Source organism: Kitasatospora sp. NPDC050543, assembly GCF_044457565.1.
Taxonomy (GTDB): domain Bacteria; phylum Actinomycetota; class Actinomycetes; order Streptomycetales; family Streptomycetaceae; genus Kitasatospora.
The window spans coordinates 45,645-64,570 of sequence record NZ_JBITGZ010000017.1 but is presented as its reverse complement, the minus strand read 5'-3'; the positions used below and the strand labels follow the sequence as shown (position 1 = coordinate 64,570).

Here is an 18,926-nt window from a genome sequence, read left to right as displayed (position 1 = left end):
TGGGCCTCCCGGGGGGGGCGGGCACCCCCGCCCCCGCCCCCGCCCCGCGCCCCCCCCCCGGGGGCGGGGCGGCCCCCCCCCCGGGGGCCCGGGGGCCCCCCCCCCCCCGCCCCCGCTGCTGTCGGCGGGGGGATGTGAGACCGAGGGCCCCGGACGGAGGGCAGGCGGACAGGAGGCAGCGGCTCTGTGCACGGGCGGCACCGAGTGCCCGACGGGCTGACCAGCTCACTCCCCGGACCGGTCTAGACAATGATCATGAGCTCGGGCCACACTGTGGCAGAACGGTGGCATCCCGGCTCCGGCCGGCGCCCGACCCCACCCGGCTCGACGCCACCGTTCGCCGGTCGCCACTGCCCCGGGCCCACCCCGCCCCGGACAGCCCCGGCCCAGACGCCATGAGTGAAGGCGTCGGCCCGGATCCGGGCCCGTCCTCACATCGGGTACCCACTCCCCACCCCCGCCAACCGGCAGGCCGCGAACGTTCGCGGCCCGGACCCGTCGGCCGGCGCGGGCCCCGGGCACCCCCTGGCGAAGCGGCTCGTACGCGCTCGCACATCCGCGCACCGCACGCACCGCTGCACCGCTTGCCCCGCACAGCCCGGATCGGCGCCGTCACATCCTCCGTCCCGCCCTCCGGCCCGCACACACCACGTGCCATCGGGAGCAGGCGAGGACGGAGGCTGCGGAGGCCGTACCCTGGCGGCCCCCGCTCCACGAGGAGCCACCAATGAGGACCGTCCCCCCTTATCCGACCGGACTGAGATCCGCCTCCTATCTCCGCTGTTACCCCGCGGACACCTGGCGGATGAGCGAGCACCGCGCCCTGCTGGACCGCCATGCCGTACGCCTCGGGCTTCCCGAGCCCGTCCCGTTCATCGACAACGGCTGCCGCTCGGCCGACCCCCTGCCTCAGCTCGAACGGCTGGTGGAGCACGCCGTGGCGGGACACTTCCAGGTGATCCTGATCCCCGGGGCCTGGGTCTTCTGCCTGAACGACAGCGAAGCGGACCGCATCCGCAAACAGCTTGCGGACCACGGCTGCCACATCCTGGAACCCGCCCGGGCCCGACTCGGCCCGCCCGGCCTTCGGCAGGCGCGGCCTGCCCTGACGGACCTGCGCTGACGGACGTGCGCTGACGGACCGCGCCGGGCGGCCGGGCGGACAGCTGGATCACGGGGCGTGCCAGGATGAACGGATGCATTCTGCAACGGCAAGGCCGGACCGGACGGCGCCCCGGCGCGCGGGTTCGGCATTCGTAGTGACCGGGTTACTGACCCTGCTCACCGCCTGCGGCTCGACCAGCGTGACCGGACCGGCCTCCGCGCCCGCCCCTGGCGCGCCCCGGGCCTCCGCGCCGTCCTCGCTCCCGCTCTCGGCCTCGACCCTTTCGACGGCGGTGTCCGACGCACCCCGCACCGGCGCCACCGGTGGCCCACCGCCTCAGGTGTGCGGGGACTCCGGCATCCTGACGCGGGTGGGGGCGGAGGACGCCGCGATGGGCCTGCGGGTGATGACCGTCGAGCTGGTGAACTGCGGCACCGAGCCGTACCGACTGAACGGCTACCCGCGGATCCGGGTCCTCGACAAGGCACGCCGACCGCTCGCGGTCGAGATCGGCCACGGCACCGCGGGCATCGCCACCATCGAGAAGTTCGACCCGCCCGCCAGGCCCGTGACCTTGCGGGCGGGGGAGCGGGCGACGGTGGGACTGGTCTGGCGGAACACGGTGACGCTCTCCGACGTGCCCGCCGCCGAGGGCAGGTTCATCGAGATCACTCTCCCCGACGGGCAACCCCGCCAGGTCGTGGCCGCCGATCTCGACCTCGGCAACACCGGCAGGCTCGGGGTGAGCGCGTGGGCGGTACCGACGGTCGAGTCCGGCCCCGCATCCGGCTCCCCGTCCCGGCCCTCCCGCTGAGGTCCCGCCCCGGGAGGGCTCCACTGGTGCTGCGCCACCGGAACCTGTAGCAGCTTCCCCGCCCCGGCCGTGCGCCCGGTGGCGCCCGGCGGGCGTCAGGCGGCCTGCCGGGCGCTGGCGTGCGGCAGCAGGCAGCAGCACGCGGCGGCGGCGAGCGACAGCGCGATGATCACCAGCCAGACCGCGGCGCCCCCGCCGGGAGCCTCCAGCAGGCAACCACCCAGTCCGGCGCCGACGAGGCTGCCGCAGGCGCCGGCCATGCTCATCGTGCCGAGCGCGAGGCCCGTACGGCGGGCGGAGGCCGCCTCGACCGCCTGCTCGTCGAGGCTCGGGCCGATCAGCATCTCCGCGACGGTGACGGGCAGGACGAAGGCCAGCAGCGAGTACCAGCCGGCCTGCGGGACGAGCGCCGCGTAGGCGCAGGCGAAGGCCAGGAAGCCGATCACCAGCAGCGTCCGGGCGGTGGTCCGGCGGAAGACGTGGCGCAGGAGGGTGTACTGGAGCAGCACCACGAGGGCGCCGTTGACGGTGAAGACCACCGAGATCGCCGTGGCGCTGCCGGTCATCCGCTGCGCGGTGATCGGCAGGACGACGTTGAGCTGGCTGTAGATCGCCCAGTAGGCGATGCCGAGCAGGAAGAACGTCGCCCAGTGACGGCGCGCCCAGGGTCGGGCCACGGGCTCGGCGGCCGGGGTCCGACCCGGTGGGGTCTGCCCCGGCCGGCTGCGGCCCGCCGAGGCCGGGGCTGCGGCAGCCGGGCGCGGCCGGGCCACGTTGTCCTCGATCGGCCTGAGCAGCAGGCAGCCACCGAGCACCACATGCGAGAGGACGCAGGCCGAGAGGATCAACCGGAACCCGAAGGGGTACGCCAGCGCGCCGAGCGCCGGGCCGACGACGACTCCGATGTTGACGAAGGTGGAGCGCAGCGCGAGCATCGCGCGCGCCTCGATGCCGGGCTGCGTCACCAGCAAGGTCTTGATCGACAGGCCGAGCAGCGAACCCCCGACGCCGATGGTGACGATGCCGGCCACCAGCGGCACCGGCCGGGTGGTGTCGCCCAGGCCGAGGCCGAGCAGCAGGTAGCCGGCGGTCCGCAGGACGAAGCCGGCTGTCATGATCCGCCGGGCACCGAAGCGGTCCACCGACAGGCCGCTCACCAGCGAGAAGCCCTGGCCCGAGAAGGCCAGCAGCCCCACCAGGAAGCCCGTCCGGCCGGCGGGGATGCCTTGGGCGGTGAGCCGGACGGCCAGCAGCGGCAGGAACATGAAGGTGGTCAGGCCGGTCAGCAGGACGGCGATCAGCAGCGTCCGGCCGGTCGGGGAGGTCTGGGCCCAGGTGCCTGTGCGCGCGGAGAGGGGTTCGGGCCGGATCGGCCGCGAGGGCTGTACGGGTTGTGCGGGCACGGGGATCCGCGCGCGGGTCAGGCCGGCCATGTCCACCCCTAGGTAATAGCCTCAGCATCTAGCGTCTATTACGGACTCTAACCTGGAAGCCGTAATAGGCACAATTCACTTTCAGTACTTACTCAGTACTGGAAGCGGAGACAGGGCCGGAACGACGAAGACCGACAGCCGGTCTCGGCTGTCGGTCTTCGTCTCGAATCCACCCGGTGCGGCCACCGCTTGCGAGCCACCGCCGCGTCGGCGTGCTACCAGTGCGAGGGGCGGGTGAGCCCCGGCGGCAGCCCGGTCTCGCCGTCTCCCTTGGCCGCGTTGAGCTGGAACTGGGTGAGGAAGATGCTCTCGGTGAGGTCGGCGCCCCGCAGATCGGCGTCCCGGAAGTCCGCGCCGATCAGGTCAGCCAGCCGCAGGTCGGCGCCCCGGAGGTCGGCCCCGATGAGGTAGGCCCCACGCAGGTTGGCTCCCCGCAGGTCCGCGCCCTTGAGCTTGGCGCCGATCAGGTCGGCTCCCCGGCGGTCCTTCTTCTGCCGCTTGGCCCCGGCCCGGACGAGCTCGCTGGTGCGCAGCAGCAGGACGTTCACCTCGCCCCTGAGCCCCGCCACGTCCAGCTCGGTGAGTGCCTCGGGAGTGCCGCGGGTGAGCAGTTCCGTCCGCTCCAGCGCCTGGGCGAGGTCCTGATGGACGGGGCTGGCCGCCGCCAGGCTCAGCGCCTGAGCGAGGTACCAGAGCAGCTCCTGGAGCTGGCGCATGACGGGGAAGACCTCGAACATCTGCTGCGCGGTCTCGGGGTGCTGCCGCCAGTCCTGGCCGTCGTAGGTGACCTGGGAGACCTTCTGCCCCGCTCCGAAGCAGTCGTAGACGGTGCAGCCCTTGAAGCCCTGCTGGCGGAGCCGGCCGTGGATGCCACAGCGGAAGTCCGACTGGAGGTTGCGGCAGGGCTTGCCGGCGTCCTTGTTGACCGCGAAGTCCGCGGAGGCGGCGAACGGCAGCGCGACGCAGCACAGCCCGAAGCAGTTCGCGCAGTCGGCCAGCAGGTCAAGGCCGGCAGTGCCGGGGAGCGGTATCACCGGTTCGTGCTTCTCGGACAAGGTACGTGCTCTCCCGCTGTTCTGCGAGCGCCGCCTCCCGGCGGGCTCGTCTCTCGGCACTGCTGTCGGCTCTGCTGCCGGCCTTGCTGTTGGCCTTGCTCCCGGCTCGGCTCCCGGGTGTAGTGGCCGGTCGCTGAGGTGGGCCCACTGGCCTGGTGACCTAGTAGATCCCGTTCCGGGCGTCCCGGTCCACTCGGTTCGGCCACGCCCACCACGGGCGAGGGCCGGGGCCCGCCGCCCTAGCCACGCCCCGAGATGCGGTCCGCCAACCGCGCGACCGGGTCGGTGGCCGCACCGCGACCGGCCAGCTCGCGGCGATCCGCGCCACGGTACGCCGCGTAGAGGGCGTGCACGCCGAGCCACCGCAGGGGCTCCGGCTCCCAGCGGCGGACCCGGTGGCCGACCCAGGGCAGCACGGTGAGGGCGGTCTCGCGCCCCTGGCCGGAGTCGAGCTGCACCAGGTCGCGGAGCGTGCGCGCAGCCAGGTTCGCCGTCGCGACGCCGCTGCCGACGTAGCCGCCCGCCCAGCCGAGCCCGCTGGCCCGGTCCAGTTGCACGCTCGCGCACCAGTCGCGCGGCACCCCGAGCACCCCGGACCAGGCATGGTCGATCGCCACCCCGGCCGTAGCGGGGAAGAAGCGGACCAGGATCTCGCGCAGCGCCCGCACGGTCGCCGCCCGGGTGCGCCCGTCGTTGTCCGTCCGCGAGGCGAAGCGGTACGGGACCCCGCGTCCGCCGAGCGCGATCCGGCCGTCGGCGGTGCGCTGGGCGTACATGTACGCGTGGGCCAGGTCTCCGAGGTTCTCCCGGCCCTCCCAGCCGATGGTGTCCCAGATCTCCCGGGGCAGCGGCTCGGTCGCGATCATGGACGAGTTCATCGGCAGCCAGGACCGGCGCTGTCCCCTGAGCGCGGCCGTGAAGCCCTCGGTGCAGCGCAACACGTACGGTGCGCGGACACTGCCGTGGGGAGTGAGCACCCGGCGAGGCCGGATCTCGGTCACGGGCGTCGACTCGTGGAGCACCACGCCGAGATCCTCCACCACCCGCGCCAGGCCCTGGAGCAGCTTGACGGGGTGGATACCGGCGCCGTGCGGGTTCCACAGGCCGCCGAGCGTGCCGGCCACCCGGATCCGCCGGGCCGACTCCTCGGCGTCCAGCAGCCGCAGATCCTGCCCGCCGAAGGCCGTCTCGGCCCGGTGCGCCGCGCGCAGCCGCCCGAGTTGGGCCGGGCAGTACGCGACCCGCAGCACGCCGCCGTGGTGGATGTCGGCGTCGATGCGCTCCACCGCCGCGACGCGGACCACCTCGTCGACGGTGTCGTTCATCGCCTCCTGGAGGCGGACGGCAGCCTCGCGGCCGTGCAGTTCCGCGTACCGCTCCCGCCCGGCGATCCCGTTGTAGAGCCAGCCGCCGTTGCGGCCCGACCCGCCGTAGCCGCAGAACCGCTGCTCCAGCACCGTGATCCGCAGCGCGGGCGCCGCCTTCTTCAGGTAGTACGCGGTCCACAGGCCGGTGTAGCCGCCGCCGACGATGCACACGTCGGCCGTGGTGTCACCGGGCAGCGGCTCGCGCGGTTCGGGGACGCCGCTCTGCGCGTACCAGAAGGAGATCCCGCCGTTGACGGTGCCCATGGTGCCCCTGCCGTTCGTGTGGCCGCTGCCGGTCCGGCCGGCGGCTCCGCTCGCCACCGCCCGTGCGCGGACGCTACTGGGGCCGGTGAAGACCCGACAACGCTCAACGTGTCAGGTTCGGGCGCCCCGGGCTACGCGGGTGTCGGGCCGGTCGCACCGGTCGGCGGCGTGTCCCCTCGGGTGCCCGGGCTACGCGGGCCGGGTGACAGCCTGGTGGTGGAGCAGCTGTCCCTCTCCGTGTGCTCATCGGCGTTGACCCGTCCACTCCGCGGCCTTCGCGGTGCGGCGTCCGGCGCTAGTCGGACGCCGCATTCCCGCTGTCCGACGGGGCTCGCGGGCGGCGCGGCCGACGGAACGGGTCAACACCGACGGGGGCGGAGCAACGCCGACCGCGCGTCCACGGGTACGTCGACGGCCGGATCAGTCGATCCGGATCGAGTCGACGATGAAGGTGCGTACCTCGTTCCTGGTCCGCTCGGCGAGGGCCGAGTCGTCGGAGTAGGCGCTGACGGTCAGCCAGGTCTGCTGCGGGCTCTGCGGGACGCAGACGATGGTGGCGATCACGGCGTCGATGCCGCCGATCACCTGGTAGCCGCCGCCGTTCGCGGGGTCCCAGATCCGGAAACCCCGCTCCTCCAGGGCGGTCTGCGCCAGCCCGAGACAGTCAACGAGGGTGTCGTTCTTGGTGAATACTCCCCAGTGCGCGTACATGCGGGCCTCATTCCTTCACCGCCGGGGCAGCCGGGGCCACCCGGTGGTGCGGGCCACGGAGGCGGGCCCGTCCTCCGAGCATCCGGCGCCCGGGGTCCCGGGGGCACGGGCAGCCCGTCCCGTCCGTGCCCCCGGGCCGGGCCCGGGCACGTCTCCCGGGCGTCCGGCCCGGCAAGCTCCCGCCCCGTTCCCCCGCGTGCGGGGGTCCGGCCCGACCCGGGCGGCGCGGAGCCATGGCCACCGACCGTCAGCGAAACTCCCGGAGCGGCTCCGCCAGACCCACGGCCAGCCGTTCGTACTCGTGCGGCCGGTTGTACAGCTGCGCGCTGACCCGCAGGACCCCGCCGCCCGGCCAGGGGCGCACCACGATCCGGGTGGCCAGCCGGTGCCACACCCGCGCCATCACCGCCCGCGCGTCCTCGTCGCTCTCGCCGCACCCGGGCGGCAGTCGCAGCGCGCGCATCGACACGCCCTCGGCGGCCGCCAGCGGACGCAGTCCGGCCCGCTCGGCCAGCACGTCCCGCCCGTACCCGGCCAGCCGCTCGTTGTGGCGGCGCACCCGCCCGGGGTCGAGCCGGCGCAGCAGGTCGAGGCCGGCCGGGGCCGCCAGCCACGGCGTGTAGTCGAAGGTGCCGCGCCACTCGACGTTGGCGGGGAAGCCCCGGTCGTGCTCCCAGGAGACGGCGAGCGGACGGATCCGCGCGGGCCACTGCGGGGAGACGGCGAGCACGGCGGCGGCGCGCGGGGCGAAGGCCCACTTGTGCAGGTTGCCGAGCCAGAAGTCGGCCCGGGCGTCGACCGGCGCGGGCAGCATGCCGGGTGCGTGCGCGGCGTCGACCACGGTGATCACCCCGCGTTCGCGCAGGGCGGTGATCAGCGCGGGGGCGGCGATCCGGCGGGCGGTGGGCGAGGTCACCAGGTCGAGCACGGCCCCCGTGGTGCGCCCGGTCACCCCGGCGAGGACGGTGTCCCGGACGGCGTCCTCGTCCGGGGTGTCCAGTGGCAGCCGGACGGTGTCCACGGCGGCGCCGCGCTCCGCTGCGCGGCGGAGCACCGCCCGGGTGACGGCGCCGTACCCGTGGTCGGTGACCAGGATCCGGTCTCCCGCCGCGAGCGCGATGCTGTCGAGGGCGACCGCGACGCCCTCGGTGACGTTGCCCAGCAACGCCAGCCTGCCCGGATCGGCGCCCAGTTCGGCGGCGACGGCCGACCGAGCGGTGGCGACCCGCTCGGGCAGGTCGGCGAAGAAGCCGTCGGGGTCGCGCTCCTGCTCGGTCCGGAGCCGGCGCTGGAGCTGCTGGACCGGGGCGGGCACGGCGACCGGGGCGGGCACGGCGCCGTACGACCCGTGGTTGAGATGCGCCGCCGCCGGGTCCAGGGTGAACAGCCCGTCCGTGCCGGGCAGGGGGGCCGGTGCCCCGCTCGCGTCCATACCGCCCCCTTCATATGTCATGTGACATTTCACCAGCCGTCCTAATGGCGGGCTCCCACGCGGCGAAGGGGGCGCCCCCATCGGGACACCCGCATCCACCGGCCCGGTCCGTACGAAGCCGCTAGAGGTAGTCCTCCAGTCGCGCCAGGGCGAAGCCCTGAGCCGTCACGGTGTCCAGCACCTCGCGGAGCATCTGCGGCATGGTGCCGTTCCACAGGTCCGTGCCCCGGAAGTGGGTGAGGATGATGTCGCCCGGATGCAGCCGCTGGTCGGCGTAGCGGTACTCCATGTGGTCGGGGAAGGCCTCCTCGTTCCACAGCGGGACGGCCTCTATGCCGCAGGAGCCCGCGGCCCGCAGTGTGGTGTCGTCGTACTCGCCGTACGGGGGCCGGAACAGCCTGGGGCGGGTGCCCAGCTCGCGTTCGAGCTGGTCCTGCTGGCCGCAGATCTCCTGGCGCTGCTGCTCGTAGCCGAGCAGCTTGAGGTCGGGATGGGTCAGCGTGTGGTTGTGCACGGCGTGGCCCTGCGCCGCCAGCTCGCGGAAGTACGCGTAGTCCGAGCGGGCCATGCGGTCGGCGAGGAAGGCGCTGAACGGTACGCCGAGCGCGCCGGCCATCCGCGCGAACTGCGGGTCCTTCTCGACACCGTCGTCCACCGTCAGGAAGACCACCTGATCGTCGGTGGGCACCCGGGCGACGACCGGCGGCAGCCCCTCGTGCAGCGAGACCCCCTGAACGGGTGTCAGCTCCGGCCTGGCCTGCGGCGGCCGGGGCGCGGAGAGCGGCAGTGCTTCGAGCCCCCAGCCCCGGACGGCCTCCAGTCGGCTGCGCACCGCCTCCTCCCTGCGCGCCCCCGCGGCGACCGCGCCGTCCTCCTCCTGCCCGGCCCGGCCCGGCCGGACGATCGGCACGACCGCCGGCCGCTGCCCGCCCTCCTCGACGACGGTGGCGGCCGCCGAGGAGGGCGCGGCCCCGCCGTCCGCCGGCCGCGCCGGGGCGCCACAACCGGCCGCAGCCGCGAGGAGACAGAGGACGGCCGCCGTCCAGGCCCTGGGGCCCAGGCCCCCTTCGGGCCGATAATCATAGGAATGAGGCATGGGTTCACTGATCCCCCGCGCCCTCCCCCGGGCAATCCCGTGGTCACCCACCCGGCCCTGGGCGGCATCGCGCGGGCCAGGGCGGTCACGAGACACGGGGCGGGCCACGGGCCCGTGGGTACGGGCCCGTGGGCGGGAGCGAGCCCCGGAGCGGGGACAATGGGGGCATGTCCCGACGACGTGTGAAGCCCGCCCCCGACGCCCCCTCCCCCACCGCATCCTGCCCGTGCGGGCTCCCGGCCGCGTACACCGAATGCTGCGGGCGGCTGCACCTCGGCCCGGCGACGGCCGGGACCGCCGAGCAGCTGATGCGCTCCCGCTTCAGTGCCTTCGCCCGCCACGACGAGGCGTACCTGCTGCGGACCTGGCACCCGGACACCCGCCCCCGGGAGGTCGACTTCGACCCGGAACTGCGCTGGGTCCGGCTGGAGGTCCTGGACACCTCCGACGGCGGGCCGTTCCACGCCGAGGGCACCGTGACCTTCCGCGCCCACTACACCGAGCACGGACGCCCGGGCGCCATGGAGGAGCACAGTCACTTCGTCCGCCACGGGGGAGCCTGGGTCTACCGCGAGGCGATCCCCGCCGGCTGACCCGGCCCCGAGGCCCCCGGGCCCGGAAAGCCCAACCCCCCAGGCCCGGCCCCCGAGGGCCGGCCCGACGAAACCCAGCCGCACCACCCGAGAGGATCACATGACTTCGGACGAGGGAACGGTACGCGTCGACAGCTGGATCTGGTCCGTGCGGCTCACCGGGACCCGCGCGCTGGCCGCCGCCGCCTGCCGCGCCGGCCATGTGCGGGTCAACGGCGAACGCGTCAAGCCCGCCCAGGCGCTGCGGCCCGGTGACGAGGTCCGGGTACGCCTGAGCGAGCGCGAGCGGATCGTGGTGGTCACCCGCCTGGTGCGCAAGCGGGTCGGCGCGCCGGCCGCGGCCGAGTGCTTCCTCGACCACAGTCCGCCGCCACCGCCGCGCGAGGAGATCGTCACGGTCGCCGAGCGGGACCGCGGCGCCGGGCGCCCCACCAAGCGCGAGCGCCGCGATACCGAACGCCTGCGCGCCCGCTGAGCGCCTGCGCCCCACCGGATCCGGCCCGGCGGGGCGCAGGCACGGGCAGCGAAGGACGCCCCCCGAAACGCCGGGTCACCGGCCTCCCGGGGCGCGGAGCCGATCCGCGGTCACAGGCCGCTGTTGATCACCGCACTCTGGATCGCCCCGGCCTGGAGGTTCCACTTGGCGAGGATCTTCCCGTACTCGCCGTTGCGGATCAGCACGTCCAGGGCCTTGGCCAGCGCGTCGCGCAGACCCCCGTTGCCCTTGTCCACCGTGATCCCGTACGGCCCCACCTGGTGCTGGCTGCCGGCCACCGCGAACCTGCCCGCCCACTGCTGCGAGTGGAGGTTGTACTCGGCCACCGGGTAGTCGACGAGGTCGGCGACGGCGGTACCGGCCGCCATCTCCGCGAGCGCCTGGGCGTCGGTGTCGCGCAGGTGGATCGTCAGCGGCTTCGCCGCCCGCCCGCAGGCGACGGTCTGGCGCTGGGCCATCTCCGCCTGGATGGTGCCCCGCTGCATCGCGATGGTGTGCCCGCAGAGCCCGTCGAGCGTGGTGATGCCCAGCGGGTTGCCGGCCTGCACCAGGAGCGAGGTGCCGGTGACGTAGTAGTCGACGAAGTCCACACCGGGGTTGACCTGCTGGCCGTTGTCGTCGACGCCGCGCTGGCGCTGCTGGGTGTCGATGACGGCGGCCATCACCAGGTCGATCTGCTTGGCCTGGAGGGCCGGGATCAGCTTCTCGAAGGGCATGTCGACGAACTCGACCCGCAGGCCGAGCAGGTTCCCGAGCGCGGCGGCGAGTTCCGGGTCCAGCCCGGCCGGCTCCGCGTTCTGGCCGCGGAAGTCCACCGGCGCGTAGTTGAGGTCCGAGCCGATCTTGAGGACACCGGCGTTCTTGAACGCCTTGGGCACGCGGGCGCGCAGGTCGGCGGGGCTGCCGGGGGTGGCGGTGACGGTGCCGCTGCCGCAGCCGGTGAGGAGCAGGGCACCCGCGCCGATGGCTGCGACAGTGCGGGCAAGGGTGAGGTTGACGTGCATGGTGAGGTCAGGCTTCCTGAGGGAGGGAAGAGGAAGACGGGAGAACCTCGCCACCGGAGTTGCTGGGGTACGCAAAGGACGGACCTCGTCCCGTTGCCCTGACGGCCGCCGCGGGATGGGGGCAAGGCCGATCGGCTGAGAGGTCCGTCGCCCGGCGACGGAAACCGAATCCTTTCATCCCCCTCCGACAGCCCCGCCCCCGGCCCCGGCCGTCGGCATTCGGCGGGGCCTCCCTGCGTCACAACCCGCTTACCGTTGAAGGCTGTTGGGCTCAAAGCATTGAACACTTGTCGATAGCTCCCCCACCCGTAGCACCAATGACGCCACACGGATTCAATTCCATAACGACTTGGGCACCATTTCCGCTCCACCGCTTTATTTCTTGACGTCAAGTCGATGGGCCAGATTGACTCCCTCCCGGCCGTAACGCCGCGGCCGAGGTCAGGAGGCACCACCCACCATGAACGTCGTGACGCGTCGCACCACCACGGGCACGGCCGCAGTGCCGCTGGCACTCGCACTGACGCTGTCCCTGGGCCTGACGGCCTGCGGCCAGGACGACAGCGGCAAGGCCGCCGCCAGCGGCAACCAGACGATCGGGCTGCTGCTGCCCGAGAACGCGTCGTCGACCCGGTACGAGGCCTTCGACAAGCCGATGATCGAGAGCTCGGTGGCCGGCCTGTGCACCAAGTGCACCGTGGACTACGCCAACGCGGACGGCGACGAGGCCAAGCAGAAGCGGCAGTTCGACGCGCTGCTCGCCAAGGGCGTCAAGGTGATCGTGCTCGACCCGGTCAACTCCAAGATCACCGCACCGTGGATCGAGGACGCCAGCCGCCAGGGCACCAAGGTGATCGCGTACGACCGGCTGGCCGCCGGCAACGTCGCCGCCTACGTGTCCTTCGACAACGAGCGCACCGGTCAGCTACAGGGCCAGGCCCTGCTCGACGCGCTCGGCCCCAAGGCCGCCGGCGCCCAGATCGTCATGATCAACGGCTCGGAGACGGACCCCAACGCGGTCTCCTTCAAGGCCGGCGCGCACAACACGCTGGACGGCAAGGTCAAGTCGATCGGCTACGAGAAGTGGGGCGAGTGGAAGCCCGCCATCGCCGCGCAGCAGACCAACGAGGCGATCCGCAACCTCGGCAAGGACAACATCCAGGCGGTCTACGCCGCCAACGACGGCATGGCCGCCTCCGTGATCGACACCCTCAAGGCCGCCGGTCTGAAGAACATCCCCGTCGGCGGCCAGGACGCCTCCATCGACGCCGTGCGGCGGGTGCTCTCCGGCGAGCAGGCGTACACCATCTACAAGCCGTACAAGCCGGAGGCGGACGCCGCCGCCAATATCGCGGTCTACGTGCTGAAGGGACTCGACGTCACCTCGGTCGCCAGCGCGGTGACCAACAGCAACGGTATGCGGATCCCGTCCATCCTGCTCACCCCGATCGTGGTGACCAAGGCGAAGGTCGCCGTCACCGTGATCGGCGGCGGCCTCTACAAGGCGGCCGAGATCTGCAACGAGCAGTACGCCGAGGCCTGCAACACGGCCGGGATCACCGTCAAGTAGCCCCGGCCGGGATCACAGCCGAGCAGCCCCCGCCATGCCGTACGCCGCCCGGCTCGCACGAGCCGGGCGGCGTCAGCCCGAGATGGTGGCGAGCAGACCCGGAACACCGGGTCGCGGGACAGCCGCATCGGCCGCATCGGCTCGGCCGCCCGCGTCTCCACCGGGCAGAACAGCCCGAGCGCCAGCACGCCGGTGGCGAACAGCCCGATGATCACCGGTGAGGTCCAGGCGTACTCGTTGCCGCCCCAGCCGGTCGCCAGGATCAGCGCGCTCGCCCCAACCCCGACCAGCGCGATGCCGAGGTAGTCGACCACCGGCCGGGAGACCGGCCCACCGCCGCGTGCGCACTGCTCCGGTGCGGTGAGGCGGCGGACGTACGGTGTGGGCGTACGACGTGGGCGTACGACGTGGCGCCGGACTGCGGGCATGGGGACGGCCGCCGGACCTGGCCAGGTTCTCCGACGGCCGTGGCCCCGACCGTCAGGGGTCGAGGCACTTCCGAGGCTATGGCGGCCGCACGCAGGGCGCGAGCCGATTGGCCCGTTCGGCTGACCCGCCCCCGCGCCGAACCGCCCGCCCCGCCCGGCCGAGCGGCTTCCCCGGGCCGCTCCCGGCGCGCACGGCCGTACCCGTCACACCGTCACCATCCACTACGTTCAGGCCGGTTACGCCCACCGCCCCTCCCGGCCCGTTCGAAAGCACTGGTGGTCATGTCGCGCATCCCCCGTCTCGTTCCCGCGGCGGCCCTCGTCCTGGCGACCCTCTGGTGCTCCGCGAGCCCCGCCGGAGCGCTCCCGCCGCCGGGTGTTCCCGCCGGCCCGGGCGACCCGGTGTACCCCACCCTCGGCAACGGCGGGTACGACGCCCTGCGCTACGACCTCGACTTCGCGTACCAGGGCGACAGCCGCACCGTGCGGGCGACCACCCGGATGACCGCGCGCAGCCTGCGACGGCTCGGCGGCTTCGAGCTCGACGCCCTCGGACTGGACGTCCGGGAGGTGCGGGTCGACGGGAAGCCGGCCGCCTTCCGCACCCACGACGAGAAGCTGCTGGTCACCCCGCGCCGGGCGATCGCGCGCGGCGCCGTGATGACGGTGACGGTGCGCTACACCGTCGACCCGCGGGCCGCGCGGACGCACAGCGCCTGGGTGCCCACCGCGGACGGCTTCGCCATCGCCGGCCAGCCCGACGGCGCGCACACCGTCTTCCCCTGCAACGACCACCCGAGCGACACGGCGCGGTTCACCATCCACGTCACCGCGCCGGACGCCGTCCTCGGGGTCGCCAACGGCTCGCTGGGCGCCACCGAGCGGCGCGGCGGGCAGACCACCCGCCGCTACGACTCCCGCGAGCCGATGGCCACCGAACTCGTCCAGGTCTCGGTCGGCAGCTACACCGTGCAGGAACGCCGGGGGCCCGGCGGGCTGCCGCTGCGCGATGTCGTCCCCACCACGCGGGCCGCCGCCCTGGCGCCCGCGCTGGCGCTCATCCCCGGGCAGCTGGAGTGGATCGAGCAGCGGCTCGGCGACTTCCCCTTCGAGATGTACGGGCTGATGCCGGCCGACACCGACGACCCGGCGGCCTTCGACTTCACCGGCCTGGAGACCCAGACCCTGACCCTCTACAAGCCGAGCTTCCTGCTCCAGCCCGAGCCCATGATCGGCTCGCACATGATGCACGAGCTGGTCCACTCCTGGTTCGGCGACAGCGTCACCCCGAGCAGCTGGGCGGACCTCTGGCTCAACGAGGGCCACGCCGACCTGTACGGGCTGATCTACCGCTACGAGCGCGGCTGGCCGGACTCGCTCGGGTACACCTCGCTGGAGGCCCGGATGAAGGACACCTACGCCAGGGGCGACCAGTGGCGCCACGACTGCGGCCCGGTGGCCGCCCCGAACGCCGACAACCTCTTCGACAGCCAGCGCTACCTGGGCGGCGTACTCACCCTGTACGCGCTGCGCGAGAAGGTCGGCGAGGCCGTCTTCGACCGGATCGAGCACGAGTACCTGCGCCGCCACCGGGGCGGCAGCGCCGGCTCCCAGGAATACGTCAGGACGGCCTCGGAGGTCTCCGGACAGGACCTCGGCCCGTTCCTCACCGACTGGCTCTACGGCGACCGGACCCCGCCCATGCCCAACCACCCGGACTGGACCGTCACCCCGCCCACCGCGTCCCCGGCGACCTCCGCCCGCGGCAGCGGCGCCACCGGCGAGGCCAGCGCCACCCTCTGATCCCGCGCCGGCGCCCGGCTCCGATCCCGACTCCGACCACCCTCCGCCCCACGGGCGCCCGCCGGATGCACCGGCGCGCCGCCCCTGCGCCGGTGCCCCCACCACCGCAGCACCGCCATCGTGGTCCGCACGGCCCGCACGCCGCCCGGCACGATCCCGCCCGGTGTGCGGGCCGTCCACCCCGCGCCCGGCGCCCACCACGGCGGTCAGACCACCCCGGCCGGGCGGCGGAACCCACGCCCGGCAGGAGGTCCGCCGGAGCGTCTCCGCCCGTCCTCCCCCGCCCGTCCTCCCCCGCCACGACGACACGACTCCGGCCCCGGCCCTGGGCGAGGTCAGCGCCGGCGTGGTAGCTTGCTTTGCATGGTAGATGGCAATGCAAGCATCCCGGGGGCGGACGGCCGAGTGGCGAGTCAGCTCCGGAAGGGGGTGCTGGAGTACTGCGTCCTGGCGCTGCTGCGGGACGGCCCCCGGTACGGGGTGGAGCTGCTGGCGGAGCTCGCGCGGGTGGAGGTCATGGCAACCAGCCAGGGCACGATCTACCCCCTGCTGTCCCGTCTGCGGCGGACCGGACTCGCCGACACCCACCTGCAGGAATCCGAGAGCGGGCCGCCGCGCAGGTACTACACGCTGACCGCCGCCGGCCGGAGCGCGCTGGAGGAGTTCACCGCGAGCTGGCCCTCCTTCCGCGACGCCGTCGACCACTTCCTCACCCCTGGAGAGACGACATGAACGACACCCTTGACCACCCCCTCGTGCGGGCCTTCCTGTCCTCCGTCGAGGAACGGGCCGCAGCGCTTCCCGACCTCCGCCGCCAGGAGCTGCTGGCGGATCTGCGCGAGCACGTCGAAGTGGCGCTGGCGGACTCCGGCAGCTTCGACGAGAGCGATGTGCGTCGGGTCCTGGACCAGCTGGGAAGCCCCGGAGAGATCACGGCAGCCGCCCTGGCCGAGGAACCCGGCGACCACCCCGTACCGGACAGCAGCGGGCACACCTCGATCACCCTCGGCCTGATCGTCGTGGCGCTGCCGGCCGCGCTCATCCCCGTGATCGGCCCGCTCCTCACCCTGCCGGCCACCATCGCGGCGCTCGTACGGCTGTGGAAGTCCCCCCAGTGGGTACGACGGGAGAAGCAGCAGGCGACGCTGCTGGTGCTCTCCCCGACCGTCACCGTCCCGGTCTTCGCCGTCGTCCTCTCCCTGGCACTCGGCCAGCTGGCGCCGACCACCGTGATGGCCGCCCTCCTGGCGGCGATGACCATCCCGGTGGCTGCGGCCGTACGGCTCGGCCGGTCAGCCGCACGACTGCGCCGACAGGTCGGGTAACGCCTGCCGCCCAGCCGCCTGAGCCACCGGGAGCACCGGGCGCGGTCCGCGACATGACCCTGGCCAACTGCTCCGAGGCGTGGCGGAAGGAGCGTGTCCGGGCGGCCGACGGCCGGCGCGCGGTGTGGAATGGGCCGGGAGAGCGGCCGACCCCGCGTGGGCGCCGGCCTGCCCCCGCCGACGGAGGGAATGGAACCGTGCACGTGGGTCTGCTCAGGGTCACCGGTGCGGCCACCGCCGTGTACGGGCTGGCCGTCACGCTGCGGCCCGGCCTGCTCGCCGGACCGTCCGGGCTGGTCGACGCGGATGGGCGGACCGCACCTGCCACGGCGGTGTCGCTGCGCCCGGTCGGCTGGCGGGACGCCGCGTCCGGACTGGCCATGGCCCTGGCACCGGACGGCCCGGCGTTGCGGACGGCCGCCGTGCTCCGGGTTGCCGCGGACCTCGGCGATGCGGCGCTGCTGGGGCGCACGCTGCCCGGGCGCGATCGCCGGGTGATGGCCGTGGCCGTCTCGGTCGGCTGGGGGGCGCTGTCGCTGGCGGGTCTGCTGCTCCCGGGGCGTGACCTCCGGCGTCCGCCCTCGTTGGTAGGGGCATGAAGAAGCGCAGCCTGCTCGCCGTCGCGTCCCTTGCCATCGGTGTCGTCGCCTCCCTCACCGCCCCCGCCGCGCACGCGGATTGGCCGGACGGCGGTCTCGGCGAGGCCGGGCCGCTGAAGGCCGACGGCGCCGTCAGCACCGCGATGGACAACGCCCAGCACGTGGTGGAGGGCGACGGCCCGGCGTCGACTCCGGCGCGCTGAGGCCTATGGGGCGGCGCGCCCGCCGGCCGGGTGGCCGCCTCCTCCCGTCGGCCGGTCGCCGGGTGCTGTCCCTCGGCTCGGACGCTGGTCAGCGCGGGACGCCCAGGTCCAGGGTCCAGGCGAGGCCGTTCTGCCCCTGCGGGGCGACGCCCACGCCGGCGTCCCGGTAGGCGCAGTCGAGCATGTTGGTCTGGTGGATGCCGTTGTCCATCCACTGCTTGAGGACGACCGCCGGGGAGCTCGGCCCCCGGTCGAGGTTCTCGCCCCACGCGCTCCAGCGGTAGCCCGCCGCGGTGATCCGGCCGTCGGGGCGGACTCCGTCCGGGTTGGTGTGGTCGTAGAAGTTGCGCGCCACCATGTCCTCGGACTGCTTCTGCGCGGCGGTGTGCAGCCGCGGGTCGATCCGCAGCGGCGCACAACCGACCTTCGCCCGTTCGGCGTTGATCAGGTCCATCAGCTGGCGTTCCGGTGTGGGGGTCTCCCGGGTCGGGGTCGCCGACGGCGTGGGGGTCGGCGTCGGGGTGGGTGTGGCGGTGGGCGACGCGGGCGCCTCCGGTGTGGGCGTGGCCGACGGCGTCGCGGTGGCCGGTTCGGTGGAGGGCGCGGCGACCGGGGTGGCCGCCACCAGCTCCGGGGCCGAGACCGGAGCCGTGCTGGGGCCGGCCGGTTCGGCGTGCGGGGCCTCGGAGTCGGGCCACAGCATCGCCAGCGTCGCTACGGCCAGCACCGCCGCCGCGCCTGCGGCCACCGCGACGCGCGGCCGTAGCAGCGAGTGCGGGGCGCCGGGCGTGCTGCCCGCCGCGTGGGCGGCCGACTGCGCGCCGGTCGGCAGCGGCGAGGCGAGCCGGGGCGGGAGCGGCAGCATCGCGAGGCCGGCCAGCAGCCCCTCGGCGGGGAAGAGGTCCCGCCCGTACCCGTCGCACCTGGCGCAGCCCCGGATGTGGCGCGCTATTCGCTTGCGCCACACCGGTTCCGGGCGTCCGTCCCAGCCCGCGGTGAGCTCCGAGAGCTCGGCACAGCTGGGGTACGCGGCCAGCGCCCGGACCACCACCCGGCCCGCCTCCAGCTGCTTCTTCATCCGCTGGACGCGCACGGCGGCATGCGGGAGCGTCAGCCCGAGGGCTTCGGCGAGTTCGGGCCTGGTGAGTTCACCGCTCGCCTCCAGCCACCAGAGTGCGAGCAGGGAGCGGTCGCTCTCGTCGAGCCAGCGGGTGGCCTCCGCGACCTCGCGGCGCTGCCCGGACAGGCCCAGGCTCAGGATGGTGAGGTCGACGAAGTCGGCGCGGGGGTCGGCGACCTCCCACGTCTCGTCCAGACCTCCGACGACGGGGCTCTGCTGCTGTCCGGCGTAGCGGCGGCGGACCTGGTTGAGAGTGATCGCGACCAGCCAGGACCGGAACGCCCCGGGGTCGCGCAGACCGTCCAGGCCCTCGATGACACGGATCATCGTCTCCTGGGCCACGTCGTCGACGTCGTGGTGACCGTCGAGCGCCCGACCGGCGACGTTGTAGACGAGCGGCAGCCAGTCGGCCACCAGTGTTTCCCTGGCCTGCCGGTCGCCCGCCTGAGCTGCGACCACCAGTGTCGTCCCACTCCTGCTGTGCACGTGCATCAACCTTCTCGTCTGC

The 18,926-nt window shown here is 73.8% G+C and carries 18 protein-coding genes and 1 pseudogene; 10 read left to right on the top strand and 9 right to left on the bottom strand.

The window, feature by feature from the left end:
* The first annotated feature begins 805 nt into the window (after positions 1 to 805).
* Both ACIBH3_RS21490 and ACIBH3_RS21485 read left to right on the top strand, forming a co-directional pair.
* Positions 806 to 1,123 carry a hypothetical protein gene (locus ACIBH3_RS21490; RefSeq protein WP_396313628.1) on the top strand — a complete coding sequence of 106 codons (318 nt, stop codon included), beginning with the start codon at positions 806 to 808 and terminating at the stop codon, positions 1,121 to 1,123.
* Positions 1,124 to 1,397: 274 nt separating this feature from the next.
* Complete coding sequence (locus ACIBH3_RS21485; RefSeq protein WP_396313627.1) at positions 1,398 to 1,919, top strand: DUF4232 domain-containing protein; 522 nt, start codon at positions 1,398 to 1,400, stop codon at positions 1,917 to 1,919.
* A 95-nt stretch (positions 1,920 to 2,014) separates the two neighbouring features.
* On the opposite strand, the gene ACIBH3_RS21480 is transcribed toward ACIBH3_RS21485, so the two are convergent.
* The 6 genes from ACIBH3_RS21480 to ACIBH3_RS21455 all read right to left on the bottom strand — a co-directional run bounded on the left by ACIBH3_RS21480 (position 2,015) and on the right by ACIBH3_RS21455 (position 9,277).
* The gene (locus ACIBH3_RS21480; RefSeq protein WP_396313626.1) at positions 2,015 to 3,352 is read right to left on the bottom strand and encodes an MFS transporter; all 1,338 of its coding nucleotides are present in this window, start codon (positions 3,350 to 3,352) and stop codon (positions 2,015 to 2,017) included.
* 215 nt (positions 3,353 to 3,567) lie between these two features.
* The gene (locus ACIBH3_RS21475) at positions 3,568 to 4,407 is read right to left on the bottom strand and encodes a pentapeptide repeat-containing protein (RefSeq protein ID WP_396313625.1); all 840 of its coding nucleotides are present in this window, start codon (positions 4,405 to 4,407) and stop codon (positions 3,568 to 3,570) included.
* Between the two features lie 239 nt (positions 4,408 to 4,646).
* Positions 4,647 to 6,038, bottom strand: a complete 1,392-nt coding sequence (locus tag ACIBH3_RS21470; RefSeq protein ID WP_396313624.1) for an NAD(P)/FAD-dependent oxidoreductase — start codon at positions 6,036 to 6,038, stop codon at positions 4,647 to 4,649.
* Between the two features lie 420 nt (positions 6,039 to 6,458).
* On the bottom strand, positions 6,459 to 6,749 hold the full coding sequence (locus ACIBH3_RS21465; protein ID WP_396313623.1) for a hypothetical protein: 291 nt from the start codon (positions 6,747 to 6,749) through the stop codon (positions 6,459 to 6,461).
* Between the two features lie 247 nt (positions 6,750 to 6,996).
* Positions 6,997 to 8,202, bottom strand: a complete 1,206-nt coding sequence (locus tag ACIBH3_RS21460) for an aminotransferase class V-fold PLP-dependent enzyme (RefSeq protein WP_396313622.1) — start codon at positions 8,200 to 8,202, stop codon at positions 6,997 to 6,999.
* A gap of 100 nt (positions 8,203 to 8,302) precedes the next feature.
* Positions 8,303 to 9,277, bottom strand: a complete 975-nt coding sequence (locus tag ACIBH3_RS21455) for a polysaccharide deacetylase family protein (protein ID WP_396313621.1) — start codon at positions 9,275 to 9,277, stop codon at positions 8,303 to 8,305.
* A gap of 167 nt (positions 9,278 to 9,444) precedes the next feature.
* Between ACIBH3_RS21455 and ACIBH3_RS21450 the strand changes: the two genes are divergently transcribed.
* Together ACIBH3_RS21450 and ACIBH3_RS21445 are read left to right on the top strand one after the other, a co-directional pair.
* Positions 9,445 to 9,870 (top strand): YchJ family protein, encoded by a 426-nt coding sequence (locus tag ACIBH3_RS21450; protein ID WP_396313620.1) that lies wholly within the window; start codon positions 9,445 to 9,447, stop codon positions 9,868 to 9,870.
* Positions 9,871 to 9,970: 100 nt separating this feature from the next.
* Positions 9,971 to 10,345: an RNA-binding S4 domain-containing protein gene (locus ACIBH3_RS21445; protein ID WP_396313619.1), complete on the top strand. Its 375-nt coding sequence runs from the start codon at positions 9,971 to 9,973 to the stop codon at positions 10,343 to 10,345.
* Positions 10,346 to 10,455: 110 nt separating this feature from the next.
* On the opposite strand, the gene ACIBH3_RS21440 is transcribed toward ACIBH3_RS21445, so the two are convergent.
* On the bottom strand, positions 10,456 to 11,370 hold the full coding sequence (locus ACIBH3_RS21440) for an ABC transporter substrate-binding protein (RefSeq protein WP_396313618.1): 915 nt from the start codon (positions 11,368 to 11,370) through the stop codon (positions 10,456 to 10,458).
* Between the two features lie 460 nt (positions 11,371 to 11,830).
* On the opposite strand from ACIBH3_RS21440, the gene ACIBH3_RS21435 reads away from it, so the two are divergent.
* Entirely contained in the window at positions 11,831 to 12,940 is a 1,110-nt protein-coding gene (locus ACIBH3_RS21435; RefSeq protein WP_396313617.1) for a sugar ABC transporter substrate-binding protein, read from the top strand.
* 89 nt (positions 12,941 to 13,029) lie between these two features.
* On the opposite strand, the pseudogene ACIBH3_RS21430 reads toward ACIBH3_RS21435, so the two are convergent.
* A pseudogene (locus tag ACIBH3_RS21430) lies at positions 13,030 to 13,260 on the bottom strand (MFS transporter); the annotation flags it as partial.
* Between the two features lie 390 nt (positions 13,261 to 13,650).
* On the opposite strand from ACIBH3_RS21430, the gene ACIBH3_RS21425 reads away from it, so the two are divergent.
* The 5 genes from ACIBH3_RS21425 (at position 13,651) to ACIBH3_RS21405 (ending at position 17,298) form a co-directional block, all read left to right on the top strand.
* Positions 13,651 to 15,171 (top strand): M1 family metallopeptidase, encoded by a 1,521-nt coding sequence (locus tag ACIBH3_RS21425; protein WP_396313616.1) that lies wholly within the window; start codon positions 13,651 to 13,653, stop codon positions 15,169 to 15,171.
* 363 nt (positions 15,172 to 15,534) lie between these two features.
* Positions 15,535 to 15,903, top strand: coding sequence for a PadR family transcriptional regulator (locus ACIBH3_RS21420; protein WP_396313615.1), 369 nt, complete (start codon positions 15,535 to 15,537; stop codon positions 15,901 to 15,903).
* Positions 15,900 to 16,496 carry an HAAS signaling domain-containing protein gene (locus tag ACIBH3_RS21415; RefSeq protein WP_396313614.1) on the top strand — a complete coding sequence of 199 codons (597 nt, stop codon included), beginning with the start codon at positions 15,900 to 15,902 and terminating at the stop codon, positions 16,494 to 16,496. The genes ACIBH3_RS21420 and ACIBH3_RS21415 overlap by 4 nt, the downstream gene beginning before the upstream one ends.
* Positions 16,497 to 16,693: 197 nt before the next feature.
* Positions 16,694 to 17,095 carry a hypothetical protein gene (locus ACIBH3_RS21410; RefSeq protein WP_396313613.1) on the top strand — a complete coding sequence of 134 codons (402 nt, stop codon included), beginning with the start codon at positions 16,694 to 16,696 and terminating at the stop codon, positions 17,093 to 17,095.
* Positions 17,092 to 17,298, top strand: a complete 207-nt coding sequence (locus ACIBH3_RS21405) for a hypothetical protein (RefSeq protein ID WP_396313612.1) — start codon at positions 17,092 to 17,094, stop codon at positions 17,296 to 17,298. The genes ACIBH3_RS21410 and ACIBH3_RS21405 overlap by 4 nt, the downstream gene beginning before the upstream one ends.
* Positions 17,299 to 17,386: 88 nt before the next feature.
* Here ACIBH3_RS21405 and ACIBH3_RS21400 read toward each other — a convergent pair whose 3' ends face one another.
* Complete coding sequence (locus ACIBH3_RS21400; RefSeq protein WP_396313611.1) at positions 17,387 to 18,910, bottom strand: sigma-70 family RNA polymerase sigma factor; 1,524 nt, start codon at positions 18,908 to 18,910, stop codon at positions 17,387 to 17,389.
* Positions 18,911 to 18,926: the final 16 nt, after the last annotated feature.

Coding starts and splice junctions, on each gene's coding strand:
- ACIBH3_RS21420 (WP_396313615.1), top strand. CDS start 15,535: ATGGTAGATGGCAATGCAAGCATCCCGGGGGCGGACGGCCGAGTGGCG.
- ACIBH3_RS21435 (WP_396313617.1), top strand. CDS start 11,831: ATGAACGTCGTGACGCGTCGCACCACCACGGGCACGGCCGCAGTGCCG.
- ACIBH3_RS21450 (WP_396313620.1), top strand. CDS start 9,445: ATGTCCCGACGACGTGTGAAGCCCGCCCCCGACGCCCCCTCCCCCACC.
- ACIBH3_RS21425 (WP_396313616.1), top strand. CDS start 13,651: ATGTCGCGCATCCCCCGTCTCGTTCCCGCGGCGGCCCTCGTCCTGGCG.
- ACIBH3_RS21415 (WP_396313614.1), top strand. CDS start 15,900: ATGAACGACACCCTTGACCACCCCCTCGTGCGGGCCTTCCTGTCCTCC.
- ACIBH3_RS21400 (WP_396313611.1), bottom strand. CDS start 18,910: ATGCACGTGCACAGCAGGAGTGGGACGACACTGGTGGTCGCAGCTCAG.
- ACIBH3_RS21460 (WP_396313622.1), bottom strand. CDS start 8,202: ATGACATATGAAGGGGGCGGTATGGACGCGAGCGGGGCACCGGCCCCC.
- ACIBH3_RS21405 (WP_396313612.1), top strand. CDS start 17,092: ATGAAGAAGCGCAGCCTGCTCGCCGTCGCGTCCCTTGCCATCGGTGTC.
- ACIBH3_RS21490 (WP_396313628.1), top strand. CDS start 806: ATGAGCGAGCACCGCGCCCTGCTGGACCGCCATGCCGTACGCCTCGGG.
- ACIBH3_RS21470 (WP_396313624.1), bottom strand. CDS start 6,038: ATGGGCACCGTCAACGGCGGGATCTCCTTCTGGTACGCGCAGAGCGGC.
- ACIBH3_RS21455 (WP_396313621.1), bottom strand. CDS start 9,277: ATGCCTCATTCCTATGATTATCGGCCCGAAGGGGGCCTGGGCCCCAGG.
- ACIBH3_RS21440 (WP_396313618.1), bottom strand. CDS start 11,370: ATGCACGTCAACCTCACCCTTGCCCGCACTGTCGCAGCCATCGGCGCG.
- ACIBH3_RS21480 (WP_396313626.1), bottom strand. CDS start 3,352: ATGGCCGGCCTGACCCGCGCGCGGATCCCCGTGCCCGCACAACCCGTA.
- ACIBH3_RS21465 (WP_396313623.1), bottom strand. CDS start 6,749: ATGTACGCGCACTGGGGAGTATTCACCAAGAACGACACCCTCGTTGAC.
- ACIBH3_RS21445 (WP_396313619.1), top strand. CDS start 9,971: ATGACTTCGGACGAGGGAACGGTACGCGTCGACAGCTGGATCTGGTCC.